Raw genomic sequence first — 16,731 nt, forward strand, 5'->3', positions numbered from 1 at the left:
GGCGGCATGGCGTTGCTCGGCGTGCTCGTCCGCCGCCTGTCTCCATCAGCGGCCTTGCGGCGGGGCAACAGGCTGTTCGATCAGGCGCGGGCGGCGGACGCGTTTGCGCTGTTCGTCCGCGCCGCGAAGGCGGGCAGCGCGGAGGCGCGATACCGGGTCGGGCGCTGCTACCTGGAGGGCGCGGGCGTCCCCCCCAGCCGGGTCGAAGCCATGCGCTGGCTCGAAAGCGCCGCCGAACTGGGCTGCGTCGCGGCGCAGTGGCTGCTCGCCTTGCAGCACGCCCACGGTGGGTGCGCGGCGCCCGACCGGCTGGCGGGCGCGTTGTTCACCGACGGCGCCGTGGGGAATCCGGATTTCGCCGCGGCGGAGAAATGGGCCCGACGGGCCGCCGAGGCCGGCTCGCCCGACGGGCAGGCGGTGCTCGGTTTCCTGCTGACCTGCGGCCCCGAGCAGATGCGCAATCCCGAGGAGGGGTGGCTTTGGTATAAGCGGTCGGCGGACGCCGGCTGCCCGCAGGGCGCCCTCGGTTACGCGCAGTCGCTTGCCCAGGCGGCGCAGGACGAAAAGGATCAGCGGCTGATCGTCGCGTATCTGCGTCGCGCGGCCGAGGCGGGCCTGCCGGCGGCGATCTGCATGCTTGGCGTGATGACCGAGCGCGGCACCGGCACATCGCGCGACGAAGTCGCCGCGGCGCAACTTTATCGCACGGCCGCCGAGAAAGGCCACCACGTCGCGCAGGCGCGCTGGGGGATGGCCCTGCTCGAGGGGCGCGGCGTTGCACGGAATCCCGATGAGGCCGAAACCTGGTTGCGGCGCGCCGGGCTGGCGGGCGAACCCACCGCCGCCGCACTGGTTGCCGAGCTGTATTCCGGGCACGGCAAGCTCCCTGCGAATTTCGCGGAGGCGGCGATCTGGCTGCGCCGCGCCGCCGAAGCCGGACACAGGACCGCGGGGCGCCGGCTCGGGCGGCTGCACCTGTCCGGCGCCGGCGTGCCGCGCGATCCCGACGAGGCGGCACACTGGCTGCGCCTGTCCGCCGAAGCGGGCGACCGGTTGGCGCAAACCGACCTCGCGAACCTCGTCCTGACCGGCGCCGGCGGCAAGCCCGAAGACCTCGTGGCGGTTCGCCAGCAGTTCCAGGACGCGGCCGCGTCCGGCGACCTGATGGCCGCCTGCAACCTCGGCGTCTGCCTGGCCGAGGGCATCGGTGCGAGGCGCGACGAACGTCAGGCGGTGGCATGGCTGCGCCGTGCCGCCAGGGCGATCCCGGTTGCGCAATACTGGTACGGGCGGATGCTTGCCGATGGGCGCGGCGTGCCGGCCGATGCAATCGAAGGCCGCACATGGATCGCGCGGGCGGCCGCGATCGGCGTCGTCGATGCGCAGGTGGCGCTGGCGGAGATGATGGTCAGCGGCAGTGGCGGCCCGCGCGACCATCCAGCCGCCAAGGCGCTGTTCGAGCGCGCGGCGGCGCGGGGGCACGCGGGGGCCATGTATGCACTCGGGGCGCTGCACAACGGCGGCTATGCGGTGGCGGCCGATCCCAAGGCGGCGCAGCGCTGGTTCCTCGCCGCGGCGGAACGCGGACATCCCCAGGCGCAGATGCTGCTCGGCTGGTATCTCGCGCGCGGGGTGGCGGGTGAGCGCGACATCCCGATGGCCCGAAAATGGCTGAAGCAGGCCGCCGACCAGGGGCTGCCGGAAGCCGCGCGGCAACTGGCACCGTTGTCGTAGCCGGTGCGCCGGCGCAGAAGCTGTCGCCACGCCCTATTCCGGCGTCACCTCCACGCCGACCGACTTGAACATCACGATCACGCCGGCGCCGGGCGCGAGGCCCAGCCGCTCCACCGCATCCGGCGTCACGCGGGCCAGCACGGCGCGGCTGCCCGTCATCACCTCGACCAGTGCGGCATGGCGCGGCGCGTCCTCGGTGATCGCGCGCACCGTCCCGGGCAGCACATTCTGCACGCTGATCCCCACGGGCGCCTCTCGGGCCAGGATCACCTCGCGTGCCGGAACGCGCACGCGCACGCCGGTGCCGATCGCATTGGCCACCAGCGGCACCAGGATCGGCGTACCCGCCGCATCAAGCCGCGTCAGCCGCCGCGCCGTGTCATGCGCCGCGACACGGGCGGCAAACACCGCGCCCGCGTCGTCGCGCAGGCCCAGCGGCAAGTCGCCGCGCGCGGCGATCTCGGCCAGCGACCCCGCGGCCACCACGCGCCCGGCCTCGATCAGCACCACGGAGTCCGCCAGCCGCACCATCTCCTCCAGCGCGTGCGTCACGTACAGCACCGGCAGCCGCAAGGCGGTCTTCAGGCGGGCGAGGTAGGGCAGGATCTCCGCCTTGCGCGCGGCGTCCAGGCTCGCCAGCGGCTCGTCCATCAACAGCAGCAGCGGTTGCGCCAGCAACGCCCGGCCGATGGCCACGCGCTGCCGCTCGCCGCCCGACAGCGTCCGTGGCCGGCGCTCAAGCAACGCGCCGATGCCCAGCAGTTCCACGACATCGTCGAACCCGATCGGCCCCGCCGGCGCCCGCCGCTGCCCGTAGCGCAGGTTGGTGGCCACCGACATGTGCGGGAACAGCCGCGCGTCCTGGAATACCAGCCCCACCCGCCGCCGCTCCGGCGGCAACCAGATGCCGGCCTCGGTGTCGGCCAGCACCCGCCCGTCTACGGCGATGTGGCACAACTCCGGCCGTAGCAATCCTGCGGCGGCCGCGATCACCGTGGACTTGCCCGCGCCGGACGGGCCGAACAGCATGGTCACGCCGGGGGTCGGCGCCTCGAACCGCATATCCATGGCGGCGCCCGCGAACCGGTGCCGCAGCGCGACCGACAATGTCATCGCCCGATCGCCGCGTTCAGCCGCCGCCCCAGGAATTCCGACAGCAGCAGCCCGCCCATCGCCAGCCCCATGGCCACCAGCGACAGCCGTGCCGCCACCGCCTCGCCATCCGGCGTCTGCAACGCCGCATAGATGGCCAGCGGCAGGGTCTGGGTCTCGCCGGGGATGTTGGCGGCAAACGTGATCACGGCGCCGAACTCGCCCAGGCAGGTGGCGTAGGCGACCACGGCGCCGACCAGGATGCCCGGTGCAGCCAGCGGCAACGTCACGGTGAACAGCCGGTCCAGCCGGCTGGCCCCGAGCGTGCGCGCGGCCTGTTCCAACCCCGGATCCACGGCTTCCAGCGCCAGCCGGACGGACCGGACCATGATCGGGAAGGTCATCACCGCGCAGGCCAGGCTGGCCCCCGCCGTGGTAAAGACCAGTCGCACGCCGAACCAGTCATGCAGCACCGCGCCCACAGGGCCGCGCACACCAAAGACGATCAGCAGCAGCCAACCGGTGACGACGGGCGGCAGCACCAGCGGCAGATGCACCAGCGCGTCCATGAGCGTGCGGCCAGGAAAGCGGCCGTGCGTCAGCACCCAGGCCGCCAGCACCGCGACGGGCAGGCCGAAGCCCACCGCACGCGCTGCCACGGCCAGCGTCAGCCGTACCGCGTCCCATTCCTCCGGCGATAGGATCGGCCACCTCCGTCTCGGCCCGCAGCGACCTGTGGCGGGCCGCGAACGTTATAGTGGATTGTGCATATCGAACAACTCGGCCCCTACGGCGAAGGCTGCCAGGCAATGCTCCCGCATATGGTGGAGACGCTGCTGTAGCCCGGGGGCACTGAAGCGCGGTTGCCGGTCGGTGCGCGACTCAATCGTGCAATACGCTGTCGAGCGCTTCGTTCGCCTGCCGCAAGGCAAACGCCACGCGGTTGCGCGCGCGCATCGCGCTCACGGTCTGGAACTGCGCCGCATCAGACCCTGGCGCGGTCGCGGCCAGGTCGCGCACCGGCTGCAGCGCCGGCCAGGGCGGCTGGGGCAGGGCAGGGTCATGCGCGAACCGGTCGCCACGCGAATAGTCCACCGGCACGAGGGCCCGCGACACATGCATGATCGCGCGGTTAATCCGTGCGGTCTCCTCGGGCCCGGCCGCCTCGGCGCGCGCCGCCACGGCCTCGGCCTTGTCGCGCAGCGCCTCGGCCCCTTGCACCAGCGTCTCCAGCGCGAACCGCCCGCCCAGGGCCGCGCCGATGCCCGCCAGCTCCGCCAGCAGCGCCCGCGCGTGCGTCGCGTAGTCCAGCGGCAGCACGGCATCGGACAGCAGCTTCCACACCACGTGCACGAACACCTTCGTGTCGCGCACCAGGAACGCCTCGTCCAGCTTGTCGATCGTGTCTTCCGGCGTGTGCCACCACCAGCCCAGGCTGTTGCGCATCTTCACCGGCCCCGGCGGCTGCTCGCTCAGCGCCCCGAACATCGAGGGGATGCCGATCCCGGGAAACGAATCGTCCGAGGAGCGCGACTTGCGCTTGCTCAGGTACTGATGCCCCGTCCGCTCGCGAATGGCCTCCGCCGCCAGCGGCGTCAGCTCCGAAACCGCGGCTGCGTTCTCCAGCACGGTGGCGCCCATGCCGCCGGTGGAATCGACGTTCACATGGGCCACGCATCGCCGCTCCAACTCGTCCCAGTGCTCGTCCACATACCAGGTCGAACCGGAATACCGCCCGTGCGAATGCCCGGACCAGAAGCACAGCCGCAGGCCGCGCGCCCACTCGCCCCGCCTGCTCGCGCATAGCCGTGCCGTCTCCAGCATCGTCGCGTTGGCGGCACCGTTGTCCATCACGCCGAAATACCAGGTGTCGTGATGGCCGGAGAACAGAACGAACGGCTCGTCCGCGCCGCCATCCGGCCCGTCCATCTCCGCCACCAGGATCGGCGTCTTGCGCCAGCCCGTATCCACCTCGGCATGCAACACCACGCCGGGCTGCTCGCCGCGCGCCAGCCGCTCACGCAGCGCCATCCCGTCCGCATGCGACACCGTGCAGGCCACCGTCGTCGGCATCTCCGCCAATGTCTCCGCACTCGGGCTGCCCCAGACGGGCGAGATGCACATCTCATGCAGGTGATGATGCGGGCTGATATGCAACTGCCCCGCCGCGCCGGCGAGGGACGCGCGCCGCGCCACCGCCGGATTGGCGATCCCCTCGGCCAGCACGATGCAGCCGCGCAGGTCGCGCCCGGCGAAATCGGCCGCCGTGCCCTCGCCGACATCCACGAGCGGCCCTGAGACCCCGCCGGCCGGCGAGGCCTGCGAATGGGAATGCGTGAGCGCCTTCAGCGCCGAGCCGTCCACCGTCACCCGCGCCGGCCCGGGCAGGCTGATATACGCATCGTGCAGCAGCATCTGTGTGCGGAACCCGTATTCGTCCAGCCGCGCCCGCACATAGCGCAGGCTTTCCATTTCTTCCGCCGTTCCCGACAGTTTCACCCAGCGGGCGAATTCCCGCAGATGCGCCATCATGGCAGGGGCGCTGACGGACTCGACGAGCGAAACGAGAGTGGGATCGGGCATGGGGTGATGTCCTGCTGTCGGAAGGCGTCAACCGTAACGGCGTCGCACGCGCGGGGAAAGAGGGTGGCCACGACGCCGGAACGCGTCCTACCGTGCACCGATACGCGCGAACGGAGAGCCGGATGCCGACATCGAACCTGCCGCCTTTGGACCAGACCGAAATCCTCGAGGGCATCCGCAGCTGGGTGGAAATCGAAAGCCCCACCACCGATGCGGCCGCCGTCAACCGCATGGCCGACCAGGTGCAGCAGGACTACGCGGCCATCGGCGCGCGCATCGAGCGCATTCCCGGCCGCGACGGCTTCGGCGATCACCTTCTGATTACCTCCCCCTGGGGCGGTGACGGCCCGGGCATCCTGGTGCTCAGCCACACCGACACCGTGCACGATATCGGCACCCTGGCCACGAAGCTGCCGTTCCGGGTGGAAGGCGACAGCGCCTTCGGTCCCGGCATCTACGACATGAAGGGTGGCGCCCACCTGGCCTTCGCCGCCATGCGCCACCTCGTGCGCACGGGCCGCGAGACCAGCCTGCCCATCCGCCACCTGCTGCTGTCCGACGAGGAAGTGGGCAGCGGCACCTCTCGCGACATCATCGAGCGCGAAGCCCGCCGCGCCCGCTATGTGCTGGTTACGGAACCCGCCCGCGAAGGCGGCCGAGTCGTCACCGCGCGCAAAGGCACCGCGCGCTTCGAGATCCATGTCCGCGGCGTGCCCGCCCATTCCGGCACCCGCCACCAGGACGGCCGCAGCGCCATCAAGGAACTGGCGCGCCAGATCCTCGCCCTCGAAGCGATGACCGACTACGCCACCGGCCTCACCGTGAATGTCGGCGTCATCGCCGGCGGCACCCGCGCCAACGTGGTCGCGTCCGAGGCGCATGCCGAGTTCGACATGCGTGTTCCCAACCCCGAAATCGCTGCCGCCGCCATCGCGCGCGTGCAGGCGCTCAAACCCTACGACCCCGACGTGACGCTGCAGATCACCGGCGGCCTCAACCGTCCCGGCTACGAGAAATCGGGCGAGATCGCTTCGCTGTTCGAACACGCGAAGGCCATCGCCGCCGGCCTCGGCTTCGAGCTCGCCGACCTCGCCACCGGCGGCGGCAGCGACGGCAACTTCACCGCTGCGATCGCCCCCACGCTCGACGGCCTGGGTGTGGACGGGAAGGGCGCCCACACCCATGAGGAACAGCTTTACGTCTCCTCGCTGGTCCCGCGCGCGCAGCTTCTGCTGGGCCTGTTCGAGACGTTGGCGTGACCGCCGGTCCGGCTTCCTGTTTCCACGAACAACGTTATCGTCCGGTGGTTCCACCTATGGCGATGGTGCTCTGGTCGCGGCGGGCCGCCTCCGGCACATAAGTCTCCAGCGCGGGATCCGGCAGCATCACCGTACGGCCCAGTTCGGCGGAGCGGTACAGCGCCATCAGCATCTCGACCACGGCTACGCCATCACGGAACGTTTCCATCGGCGCCTCGCGTCGGCGGAAGCAGTCGGCGAAATGCCGGTTTTCCAGCGTATAGCCGTAGACGCCCGCTTCGTCCTCCAGCACTGGCATCGAGCCCTGTTCGGCGTTCTGCTTCTCCACCAGGTCCTCGCCGGCGCGGCCCGACACGGCGCGCGACAGGAACACCTTCAACCCCGTGCCCAGCGAGTTGTATTCCATGGCGTATTCCGGCCCCAGCAGCTCCAGGGTGATCCGCAGACCCGGCCCCACATAGGCCCAGGACGTCGTCGCCTCGATCACCACTTCGTTCCCGTCAGGGTCCTCCAGGGTCAGCATGCCCCGCGCGAAATCCTCGGCCGGCCGGTTCACGTAGTCCACCGCGCCGCCCGACGATTGCCGCAGCTTCTCGGCATAGGCCGGGCGCCGCCATTTCAGCGTCGCGACACTCGCATTGGCGCTGCGCAGCCGTAGCGCGTCGCGGGTTTCGCCCGGCGCCGTCAGCAGATAGCGCGCGACCTCCACGGAATGGCACATCATGTCCGAAAGCACGCCGCCACCCTGCTGCCCGGCGTTCCAGAACCACGGCTCATGCGGCCCGCTGTGTTCCTCGGCCGCCCGCGCGATATACGGCCGTCCCGTGTTCGGCACGGCACGGCGCCAGATGATGTCGTGGCCGCGCTGAACAGCGGTCGAGAACAGCTGGTTCTCCAGATAGCCATGGATCAGGCCGGCATCCTCGGCCAGCCGCAGCATCTCCCGCGCCTCCGCCAGCGTGCGCGCCAGCGGCTTCTCGCAGGCGATGGCGAACACGCCGGTCTGCCCGGCCCGCCGCGCGGCATGAATGGCCCGCATCGCATCGAGCCGCACGTGGTTCGGAGTCACCAGCCAGATCGCATCGATCTCGCCGCTCGCCAGCATCGCCTCCAGGCTGTCGAACGCCCGGCACGGCCCGAGGTCCATCAGGTTGGCGTCGTCGGCGAAGGCCTGCCGCCGCGCCGGCGTCGGCGCGAACACGCCGGCGACCCGCAGCTTGCGCACGCCCAGCAGCGACTGCAAATGGAACCGCGCCATGAACCCCGCGCCCACGAAGCCGACGCGCAGCTCCGCAAGTGGTGTCATCGTCATCGCCCGGCCTCCTGTCAGATCGCCACTTGCAACCGGGCCGCGGCGTCGCGGATCTGCGCCCAGGTGGTGTCGTCGACCGGAATGCCGTTCGCCATGCGCTCCGCCCGTGCCATCCGCTCCGGTTCGCCCGCCACTAGCACCGGCAGATCGGGGTCGGCCGGTGCCGCCGACTTCACCCACCGGATCAGCCCGTCGATCTCGGTCTCCATGTACTCGCGCGTCGACATTCGCGTGGGATCGATCACGATCGTCAGCATGCCGTTGGCGATGCCCCGATCCGGCGGCGTATTGGTCTGCAACGTGCCGGAGCCGACGATGGCGCCGGCCAGGATCTCGCAGATCAGCGCAAGGCCCGATCCCTTGTGCTCGCCGAACGGCAGCACCACGCCGCGCGGCTGCGAATAGATCACGCCGGCATCCGTCGTCGGCTGGCCTTCCGCCGTCAGCAGCGCGCCTTCGACCACCGGCTTGCCTGCGTTGTTCGCCACACGCACCTTGCCCAGGGCGATGCGGCTGGTGGCGAAATCCAGGATCACCGGCGCGGTCTGCGCGGTGCCGGGAATGGCGATGCAGACTGGGTTGGTCAGGAACCGCCCCTCACGGCCGCGGAACGGCGCCACCGGCGGCGGGCCGGAGGCACCGTTGACGAAATGGATCGACACCAGCCCGGCGCGCGCAGCGATCTCGCCATAGGTGCCGACGCGGCCGATATGATGCGAGTTGCGCAATCCGTGCACCGCCACGCCATGTTTCTGCGCGGCCGCGATCGCCCACGCCATCGCCTGCCGCGCGATCACCTGGCCATAGCCGCCATGCCCGTCCCACACCGCCATGTTGTCCGACGACTGCACGATCTCCGGCGCCTGGTTCGCCACCAGCGTGCCGGTCTCCAGGTTGTGGCAATAGGCCACCAGCATGCCCACGCCATGGCTGTCATGGCCGGACAGGTTCGCCTCGATCAGGTGGTCCGCGACGGTGTCCGCCTCCTCGGGCGCACTGCCGCCGGCACGCAGGATGCGCACCGTCAGCGCGCGCAGAGACGTATGGTCGATGATCATGATTCCCCCGAGAAGCGACGTACGACGTTTTCCAGCAGTCTTGAGACGGGCCCGGTGAAGCCTCCGCCATCCGGACCCTCCCGCCACAGACTGCCGCAGAAGGTGATGGAGCCGACAGCGAACACCGCGCCGCCGGAGGGCGTGTCGAAATACACGATCTCGCCGCGCATCAACTCCGCCGGCGGCTCGCCGGTGACGGTGGCGAGATGCGACAGCAGCTCCTCCGGCACGGTCACGAACGAGGCCGGCGGATTCTCAGACCGTGCCAGGATCACCGTCTGCGGCGGCGTGCCCAGCACCGGATCGGCGCGATCCAGCTCGAACCCCGCTGCGCCACCGCCCGACAGGCCGTAATCGCCGATGGTGTCGCCGTCGACGCCCGCGAACATCCAGGCGAAGGCGGGGTCGAACGAGGCGGGCAGGCGGCGGTAATAGGTCCCCTCGAAGCGCCCCTGGCCCGAGAATCCCACCCCCGCCAGCATCTGCGGCGGCCGCCGGTTGCGCCGCCACAGCCCGCCGTACTGGCCGTCGATCTGATGATAATACTCGCCCGGCTCGGCCGCCCAGGCACGGATGCCGCCTTCGGCCCGGCGCAGCTCGATCATGTGCGGCCGGTCGCGATCGCGGGCGATCCGCCAGTAGAACCCGTTGCCGCCGAGATAGCACAGCCGGCCGCCATGCTGCGTATGGGCCTGCAGCGCATCCAGCGTGTTCGCCGTGTGGTATTCCGGATGCGATCCGGTCAGCACCACCCGATACGGCGCCAGCAGCGCCGGGCCCTCGTCATCCAGATCCTCGTCGGTGATCACGTCGAAGGCGATTCCCTTCGCCTCCATCCAGGCCAGCAGATGCGTGTCCGCCGGATAGTGCCGCAGCCCCGAGCCGCGCGGATCGTTGAACGTCATGAACCCCGGCCGCATCGTCAGCACCGGCCGCCGGCGCGACGAAAATGCGATGCCGCTGTTGTCGCTGTGCCGGTTGTAGGTGGACCGGCCATAGATCGGATACTGATCGGGATTGTGCGGATACGCACCCCATGCCTGCGCCCGCTCCAGATACGCGGCGTCGGCATTGCCGCGCGCATGGTTGGCATAGGCCTGGTAGGTGAACGTCGATGCCAGGAACGCTACCTTCGCGAACGGACCGGCCCGCCTGGGCAGCACGTAGAGCGGCAGCCAGTCCTCGCCGCCGGCGCAGGACAGGTGCAGCGCATAGGCGCCGCTGGGCAGGTCGTCCGGCACCGTCCAGTCGAAATCCGCCTCCCAGCCGCAATCGTCGAGGTCGTCGTCGTGGAAATGGATCGCGGCATAGTCGCGCGGCGCGTGCCGCCAGCACATCTCCCGCCCGCTCCAGCGGGCCCCGACCACGGCGCGCGTCGGCAGGTTCACCAGCCGCCCGTGGCAGCCTTGCGGCCCGGTGTCGGTCACGCTCTGGCTGCCGATACCGTCCGCGAAGTCCCAGGCCGCCAGCGCGCCGCCATCCGGCATGACAAGCGCCTCCGGCCACGTGGCGTGAAACCCGGGGATAATCGCCGGATCCTCGATCTTGCCGGTGAAATGCCCGCGCGGCTCCACGGCATGCTCGGCCGCGAACAGCACAACGCCGCCGGACGGCAGCGAAATGCCCGGCGCGTCCGCCGGCACGGCCACCGCCGCGTCATCGCCCAGCGCCCGCTGCCCGACGACCACCCGCCCTGTCGCCGGATCGGCCGACAGCCACAGCCGGTACCAGCGGCGTGGCTGCAGCGGCACGGCCGTCTCCACGCGCACCGCTCCACCCGGCCAGGCGAGGGACGCACATGCGCCCGCCGCACCCACCGCCAAGGCGACCGCCGCGCCACCGCCTTCTTCGGCCAGGACGGTGCCGCCCGACTGGGGGATCGCGGTCCAGACCAGCGCCGTCCAGGTGCACGCCGCACCCGCCGCCCGCACCGGCCCATGGTCGACAATGCCGTGCGATCCCAACCGGATAGCCTGCCGGCGCCCCTGCAGTTCGCGGGCAAAGACGTGCGAGAGATCGGCAAGCCGCAGCCCCGGCCCGGCCGGGTTCGCGTCGCCGCCGATGACGCGCACCAGCCGCGCCCGATAGGCGCCAGGGTCGCGCAGGCTGACATGCGCGGAAAAGCGTTCGCCTGGCCGGTGGGAGAAGCGGTCGAGATAGCCGGTGATCGGGAGTTCCTGGTTTTTCATTCATTCATTCCGGGGTCTGGCTTGACGGCACTACCAACCGTCCACGAAGATTTGGATCTCGACGCCTTGCTGCGTCGCAACATCCGGGAGACACGTCGATGGAGAAAGCGATCCTGGCCCGCTCAGGCCTGGCAGCCACCGTGGCCTGCGTCGCGATGGCGTTCGGCACAGTTCCAGCCCTTGCGGCTCCGTTCAAGTGCCCACGTGTCGGCGGCGATTTTGTTTTCGGCCAGGAGGCCAACGTCAACAGCCTCGACCAGCCGGCCTCGAACACGATTTCCACGCGCAACGTCGCGATGAACATCTTCGAGACGCTGATCACGCGCGACGAGAACAACAACCCGATCCCGGATCTCGCGGATTCCTACACGGAATCGCCCGATCGCCTGACCTACACGTTCAAGTTGCGCAACGGCGTGAAGTTCCACAACGGCAAGCCGATGACCTCGGCCGACGTCGTCGCCTCGTTCGACCGCTATGCGCGCCTCGGCCTTGAGCGCGGCATGTTCAAGAACGTCGACAAGTGGGAAGCGCCCGACGCGTCCACCTTCATCATCCGCATGAAGGAAGCGCAGCCCACCTTCATCGAGCTGCTCAGCTCGTTCTCCGTCCCGGTGGTGATCGTGCCCGCCGAGCAGAAGGACGATGCCCCGATGCAGCTCAAGACCATCGGCACCGGCCCGTGGCAGCTCGTCGATTTCGTCCCCGGCAGCCACGTGAAGCTGAAGCGCTACGACGGCTACACGCCCAACACCCATTTCGAGGAGCGGACCGGCTTCGGCGGCTACAAGCAGGCCTGCTTCGATACGGTTACGTTCCGCATCGTCACCGAACCTGGCGCGCGCGTGGCCGGACTCAAGACCGGCGAGCTGCAGGGCGTCGAGGATCTGCCCACGAAGGCGCTCGATGACCTCAAGAAGGACAAGAACATCGCCATCGTGCCGCTGTTGAACTGGTGGATCCAGGTCGCGGCGCCCAACACGTCGGTGGCGCCCACCGACAACGTGCTGTTCCGCAAGGCGGTGCAGGCGGCGCTGGACATGGACGAGATCATGGATGCCGCGACCGACGGCAACTACCGGCTCAATGTCGGCTTCCAGTATCCGAACCAGCCCAGCTATACGGACGCGGGCAAGGAGTTCTACAACATCAAGGACCCCGCCAAGGCGAAGCAGCTCCTGGCGCAGTCCGGCTACAAGGGTGAGCCGGTTGTGCTGCTCACCAACAAGGACTACGCGTCCATGTACAATGCGGCGCTGGTAATGGCCGAGCAGCTCAAGGCGGTCGGCATCAAGGCCGAACTGAAGGTGGTGGACTGGCCGACCTCGGTGAACATGCAGCTGAAGCCCGACACCGGCTGGAACTTCTTCTTCACCGGCTACGGCACCCAGCCGGCGCTGGGCGCGCTCGCCACCATGCAGTTCTTCACCCCGCCCAACGCCAACTACAAGCCGAAGGATGGCAAGGACGATCCCGATCTGATGGCGGCCTGGAACGACATGAACAGCAAGCCGGACGCCAAGGACCGGCAGGCGGCGTTCGCGCGCATGCAGGCGCTGATCTACGAGCGGGTCTACGCGCTGCCGTTCGGCTCGCTGACGAAGGTTCAGGGCGTGCGCGCCAATGTGCAGGGCTTCAAGCCCTTCCGCATCCCGCGCATGTCCAACGTGTGGTTCAGCAACTGACCACCGCGAGGGAGCGATAGAGCTTGGCTGGAGTCATCCTGCGGCGCCTCGCCGGCGCCGTGCCTGTGCTGCTGATCGTCAGCCTCATCACCTTCGGGATGATGAGGCTGATTCCCGGTGACCCGTCCTCGGTCATCGGCGGGCTCAGCGCCACCCCCGCGCAGCTCGCCCAGATCCGCGCCGATCTCGGGCTGGACGAGCCGTTCTTCCTGCAGATGCTGAAATGGTACACGGCCCTGGCGCATGGCGACCTCGGCCGCTCCATCCTGCTCGGCCAGGATGTGGTTGGCGCCACCCTGCAGCGCCTGCCGGTCACGCTGGCGCTGTCCGCGTACGCGTTGGTCATCACCGTTGTCTTCGGGCTCTGCAGCGGCGTGTTCGCGGCATTGCGGCAGAACACGGTGATCGACCAGCTCGCCATGATGTTCGCGATGCTCGGCATCTCGGTGCCGAATTTCTTCCTCGGCCTGCTCATGATCATCCTGTTCGCGGTGCGCCTGGGCTGGCTGCCCACCGGCGGCTACATCGCCTTCACGGACGACCCGGTGGGCTGGCTGCGCACGTCCACCATGCCGGCGATCTCGCTCGCCCTGCTGCAGGTCGGCCTGCTCGCGCGCATCACCCGCTCGACGATGCTGGAAGTGCTGCGCCAGGATTACATCCGCACGGCACGCGCCAAGGGCCTGCCGCGCCGCGTCGTCGTGATGAAGCACGCGCTCGCCAATGCGCTGATCCCCATCACCACCGTCGTCGGCATCATCGTGAGCCTGCTGATCTCCGGCTCCGTGGTGACGGAGACCCTGTTCTCGATCCCCGGGATGGGCCAGTTGCTGACCCAGGCGGTGCTGAACCGCGACTACCCGATGGTGCAGGGCGGCCTGCTGCTCACCACCGCCTTCCTGGTGATGATCAACATCGCCGTCGATGCCTGCTATGCTCTGCTCGATCCGCGGGTGCGCTATGAATCTCCCTGATGCCCCGTCCCGCCCGGATGCCGAGGCCGATATCCAGGATGTGCCGATCCATCGGCAGCATCCGGCCTGGATGACGCTGCGGCGCCTGTTCCGCCACCAGCTGTTCCTCACCGGCATCGGGCTGTTCGGCATCATCCTCGCCGCCGCGATACTCGCGCCGATCATCGCTCCGGTGGATCCCACCAAGCTCGCCATGCGCTACAAGTTCCGCCCACCCGACGGAACCTTCATCTTCGGCACCGACAATTTCGGCCGCAGCCTGTGGTCGCGCGTCATCTGGGGCGCGCAGCTCTCGGTGGTGATCGGTTTCTCCGTGGTTCTGCTGAACGCCATCTTCGGCACCCTCATCGGCGCGCTCGCGGGCTATTTCCGCAGTCTCGACAACGGGCTCATGCGCGTGAACGACGCGCTGATGGCCTTCCCCGCCATCCTGCTCGCGATCGGCGTCACCGCCGTGCTCGGCCCGTCCACGTTCAATGTCATCCTCGCACTGGCGGTGGTCTACATCCCGCGCACCGCCCGCATCGTGCGCTCCTCGGTGATCGTGCTGCGCGAGATGGAATACGTGCAGGCGGCGGTCGCCGCCGGCGCCGGCCACTGGCGCATCCTGCGCCGCCACATCCTGCCCAACGCCATGGCCCCGCTGATCGTGCAGCTCTCTTTCCTGTTCGCCTACGCGGTGCTGTCGGAGGCGACGCTCAGCTTCCTCGGCCTCGGGGCCGTCCCGCCCACGCCCACTTGGGGCAACATCATGGCCGAGGGCCGCCAATACATGTCCGAAGCCTCCTGGATCATCACCATTCCCGGAATCGCGTTGATGATCACCGTCATGGGCCTCAACCTGCTGGGTGACGGCCTGCGCGACGTGCTCGATCCCCGCCTGCGGATCCAGCAATGAGCCTGCTGGAAGTCCGCGACCTCACCACCGCGTTCAAGACCGAACGCGGGGAGGTCACCGCTGTCGAAGACATCAGCTTCGACCTCGATGAAGGCGAGATCCTCGGCATCGTCGGGGAATCCGGCAGCGGCAAGAGCGTCACGGCGCTCACCATCATGGGCCTGCTGCCCCAGCCGCCGGCGCGCGTGGTGCGCGGCTCGGTGCACTTCGCCGGCGAACTGCTCACGGGCATGTCCGAAACGCGCCTCGAACGCATCCGCGGCGCCGGCATCTCCATGGTGTTCCAGGAGCCGATGACCTCGCTCAACCCGGTGCTGACCATCGGCGAGCAGATCATGGAGACGGTGCGCGCCCACGAAGCCATCTCCGTGCGCGACCAGCGCCTGCGCGCCATCGAGATGCTCGACCGCGTCGGCATCCCCTCGGCGGTCCGCCGGCTCGGCGACTATCCCCACCAGATGTCCGGTGGCCAGCGCCAGCGCGTCATGATCGCCATGGCGCTCGCCTGCCGCCCGCGTCTGCTCATCGCCGACGAACCCACCACCGCGCTCGACGTCACCATCCAGGCGCAGGTACTCGACCTGCTGATGGACCTGCGCGACGAGCTTGGCATGGCCATCATGATCATCACCCACAACATGGGCGTCATCGCCGAGACCGCCGACCGCGTGCTGGTCATGTATGCCGGCCGCATCGTCGAACAGGCCCCGGTGGCCCGCCTGTTCGACCGGCCGCTGCATCCCTACACGCGCGGCCTGCTCGATTGCGTGCCGACGCTGGAGCAGGACCGCAACCGCCTCGTCGCCATCCCCGGCTCATTGCCCGAGCCCGCCCGCCGCCCGGCCGGCTGCCGCTTCGCCCCGCGCTGCGGCCACCGCATCGATGCCTGCAGCGCCGCCATCCCGCCGCTGGTGGCGGTCGATGCCAGCCACGCCTCGGCGTGCATACGCACGGACATCCTCGCGTGACCGCGCTCGTTTCCGCCACCGGCCTCACCAAGCACTTCGCCGTGCGCGGCGGCAGCTTCCTGCGCCGCCACACCACCGCCCTGCGCGCCGTCGACGGCGTGGACCTGCAGATCCGGTCCGGCGAAACGCTCGGCCTGGTCGGCGAGTCCGGCTGCGGCAAGTCCACGCTGGGCCGGCTGCTGATCCGGCTGATCGAGCCCACCGGCGGCCGCATCGATTTCGACGGCCACGAGATCACCGGCCTCAGCACCAAGGCGATGCGCCAGCACCGCCGCGCCATGCAGATCATCTTCCAGGACCCGTACGGCGCGCTCAATCCGCGCATGTCCGTGGAAGACATCATCATGGAGCCGCTGCTGATCCACGGCGCGCGCGCAGACGCGGCCACGCGGGCGAAGGTCGCGGAAGCGCTGCGCCTGGTCGGCCTGCCGGCCCGCGCGGCGCAGCGCTTCCCGCACGAATTCTCCGGCGGCCAGCGCCAGCGTGTCGGCATCGCCCGCGCGCTCGTGCTGAATCCGAAATTCGTGGTGTGCGACGAGCCGGTCTCGGCACTCGACGTGTCCGTCCAGGCCCAGATCGTCAACCTGCTGCAGGACCTGCAGAAGGAACTCGGGCTCACCTTCCTGTTCATCGCCCACGACCTCAGCGTGGTGAAGCACATCTCCGATCGTGTCGCCGTGATGTATCTCGGCAAGGTCGTGGAGGTCGCGGAAAAGCATGCCATCTACAGCGCCCCGCAGCATCCCTACACCCAGGCGCTGATCGCCGCCGTGCCGGTGCTCCGCCCGCAGGACCGCGCCCGCGGCCGGCGCGTGCGCATCGCCGGCGACATTCCCAGCGCCCTCAATCCCCCGTCCGGCTGCCGCTTCCACACACGCTGCCCGCATGTCATGCCGATCTGCCGCGTGCAGGAGCCGGCCCTGACCGAACCCGCACCCGCGCATCACGTCGCATGCCATCTGGTCAATCCCGTCTGAGA

13 protein-coding genes are annotated in these 16,731 nt (G+C 69.4%); 7 read left to right on the forward strand and 6 right to left on the reverse strand.

Going from position 1 to position 16,731, the window contains the following annotated elements; translation table 11 throughout:
* Positions 1-6 precede the first annotated feature (6 nt).
* Positions 7-1,734, forward strand: coding sequence for a tetratricopeptide repeat protein (locus tag OL599_RS13340; RefSeq protein ID WP_264714275.1), 1,728 nt, complete (start codon positions 7-9; stop codon positions 1,732-1,734).
* A 33-nt stretch (positions 1,735-1,767) separates the two neighbouring features.
* On the opposite strand, the gene modC is transcribed toward OL599_RS13340, so the two are convergent.
* The 3 genes from modC to OL599_RS13355 all read right to left on the reverse strand — a co-directional run bounded on the left by modC (position 1,768) and on the right by OL599_RS13355 (position 5,409).
* Positions 1,768-2,847, reverse strand: a complete 1,080-nt coding sequence (modC, locus tag OL599_RS13345) for a molybdenum ABC transporter ATP-binding protein (protein WP_264714276.1) — start codon at positions 2,845-2,847, stop codon at positions 1,768-1,770.
* The gene (gene modB, locus OL599_RS13350) at positions 2,844-3,530 is read right to left on the reverse strand and encodes a molybdate ABC transporter permease subunit (RefSeq protein ID WP_264714310.1); all 687 of its coding nucleotides are present in this window, start codon (positions 3,528-3,530) and stop codon (positions 2,844-2,846) included. The genes modC and modB overlap by 4 nt, the downstream gene beginning before the upstream one ends.
* Positions 3,531-3,708: 178 nt before the next feature.
* Positions 3,709-5,409 carry a M28 family metallopeptidase gene (locus OL599_RS13355; protein WP_264714277.1) on the reverse strand — a complete coding sequence of 567 codons (1,701 nt, stop codon included), beginning with the start codon at positions 5,407-5,409 and terminating at the stop codon, positions 3,709-3,711.
* Positions 5,410-5,531: 122 nt separating this feature from the next.
* Between OL599_RS13355 and OL599_RS13360 the strand changes: the two genes are divergently transcribed.
* On the forward strand, positions 5,532-6,668 hold the full coding sequence (locus OL599_RS13360) for a M20 family metallopeptidase (RefSeq protein ID WP_264714278.1): 1,137 nt from the start codon (positions 5,532-5,534) through the stop codon (positions 6,666-6,668).
* A 34-nt stretch (positions 6,669-6,702) separates the two neighbouring features.
* Here OL599_RS13360 and OL599_RS13365 read toward each other — a convergent pair whose 3' ends face one another.
* The 3 genes from OL599_RS13365 to OL599_RS13375 are packed head-to-tail and all read right to left on the reverse strand — an operon-like array spanning position 6,703 to position 11,227.
* Entirely contained in the window at positions 6,703-7,980 is a 1,278-nt protein-coding gene (locus OL599_RS13365; protein ID WP_264714280.1) for a Gfo/Idh/MocA family protein, read from the reverse strand.
* Positions 7,981-7,994: 14 nt separating this feature from the next.
* Entirely contained in the window at positions 7,995-9,038 is a 1,044-nt protein-coding gene (locus OL599_RS13370; RefSeq protein WP_264714281.1) for a malate/lactate/ureidoglycolate dehydrogenase, read from the reverse strand.
* The gene (locus OL599_RS13375) at positions 9,035-11,227 is read right to left on the reverse strand and encodes a N,N-dimethylformamidase beta subunit family domain-containing protein (protein WP_264714282.1); all 2,193 of its coding nucleotides are present in this window, start codon (positions 11,225-11,227) and stop codon (positions 9,035-9,037) included. The genes OL599_RS13370 and OL599_RS13375 overlap by 4 nt, the downstream gene beginning before the upstream one ends.
* 98 nt (positions 11,228-11,325) lie before the next feature.
* On the opposite strand from OL599_RS13375, the gene OL599_RS13380 reads away from it, so the two are divergent.
* Genes OL599_RS13380 through OL599_RS13400 form a run of 5 tightly spaced genes read left to right on the forward strand, consistent with a single transcriptional unit; the run spans position 11,326 to position 16,729 of the window.
* Entirely contained in the window at positions 11,326-12,912 is a 1,587-nt protein-coding gene (locus OL599_RS13380; RefSeq protein WP_264714283.1) for an ABC transporter substrate-binding protein, read from the forward strand.
* 23 nt (positions 12,913-12,935) lie between these two features.
* A complete protein-coding gene (locus OL599_RS13385) occupies positions 12,936-13,886 on the forward strand; it encodes an ABC transporter permease (RefSeq protein WP_264714284.1) in 951 nt (316 codons plus the stop codon).
* The gene (locus OL599_RS13390) at positions 13,873-14,784 is read left to right on the forward strand and encodes an ABC transporter permease (protein ID WP_264714285.1); all 912 of its coding nucleotides are present in this window, start codon (positions 13,873-13,875) and stop codon (positions 14,782-14,784) included. The genes OL599_RS13385 and OL599_RS13390 overlap by 14 nt, the downstream gene beginning before the upstream one ends.
* Positions 14,781-15,752 carry an ABC transporter ATP-binding protein gene (locus OL599_RS13395; protein ID WP_264714286.1) on the forward strand — a complete coding sequence of 324 codons (972 nt, stop codon included), beginning with the start codon at positions 14,781-14,783 and terminating at the stop codon, positions 15,750-15,752. The genes OL599_RS13390 and OL599_RS13395 overlap by 4 nt, the downstream gene beginning before the upstream one ends.
* Entirely contained in the window at positions 15,749-16,729 is a 981-nt protein-coding gene (locus OL599_RS13400) for an ABC transporter ATP-binding protein (protein WP_264714287.1), read from the forward strand. The genes OL599_RS13395 and OL599_RS13400 overlap by 4 nt, the downstream gene beginning before the upstream one ends.
* The last annotated feature ends 2 nt before the right edge of the window (positions 16,730-16,731 follow it).

The organism is Limobrevibacterium gyesilva (assembly GCF_025989185.1).
Taxonomy (GTDB): domain Bacteria; phylum Pseudomonadota; class Alphaproteobacteria; order Acetobacterales; family Acetobacteraceae; genus Limobrevibacterium; species Limobrevibacterium gyesilva.

What these genes read in the sequence shown, in the direction of transcription:
- OL599_RS13340 (WP_264714275.1), top strand. Translation starts at nt 7, where the DNA reads ATGGCGTTGCTCGGCGTGCTCGTCCGCCGCCTGTCTCCATCAGCGGCC.
- modC (WP_264714276.1), bottom strand. Translation starts at nt 2,847, where the DNA reads ATGACATTGTCGGTCGCGCTGCGGCACCGGTTCGCGGGCGCCGCCATG.
- OL599_RS13355 (WP_264714277.1), bottom strand. Translation starts at nt 5,409, where the DNA reads ATGCCCGATCCCACTCTCGTTTCGCTCGTCGAGTCCGTCAGCGCCCCT.
- OL599_RS13360 (WP_264714278.1), top strand. Translation starts at nt 5,532, where the DNA reads ATGCCGACATCGAACCTGCCGCCTTTGGACCAGACCGAAATCCTCGAG.
- OL599_RS13365 (WP_264714280.1), bottom strand. Translation starts at nt 7,980, where the DNA reads ATGACGATGACACCACTTGCGGAGCTGCGCGTCGGCTTCGTGGGCGCG.
- OL599_RS13370 (WP_264714281.1), bottom strand. Translation starts at nt 9,038, where the DNA reads ATGATCATCGACCATACGTCTCTGCGCGCGCTGACGGTGCGCATCCTG.
- OL599_RS13375 (WP_264714282.1), bottom strand. Translation starts at nt 11,227, where the DNA reads ATGAAAAACCAGGAACTCCCGATCACCGGCTATCTCGACCGCTTCTCC.
- OL599_RS13380 (WP_264714283.1), top strand. Translation starts at nt 11,326, where the DNA reads ATGGAGAAAGCGATCCTGGCCCGCTCAGGCCTGGCAGCCACCGTGGCC.
- OL599_RS13390 (WP_264714285.1), top strand. Translation starts at nt 13,873, where the DNA reads ATGAATCTCCCTGATGCCCCGTCCCGCCCGGATGCCGAGGCCGATATC.
- OL599_RS13395 (WP_264714286.1), top strand. Translation starts at nt 14,781, where the DNA reads ATGAGCCTGCTGGAAGTCCGCGACCTCACCACCGCGTTCAAGACCGAA.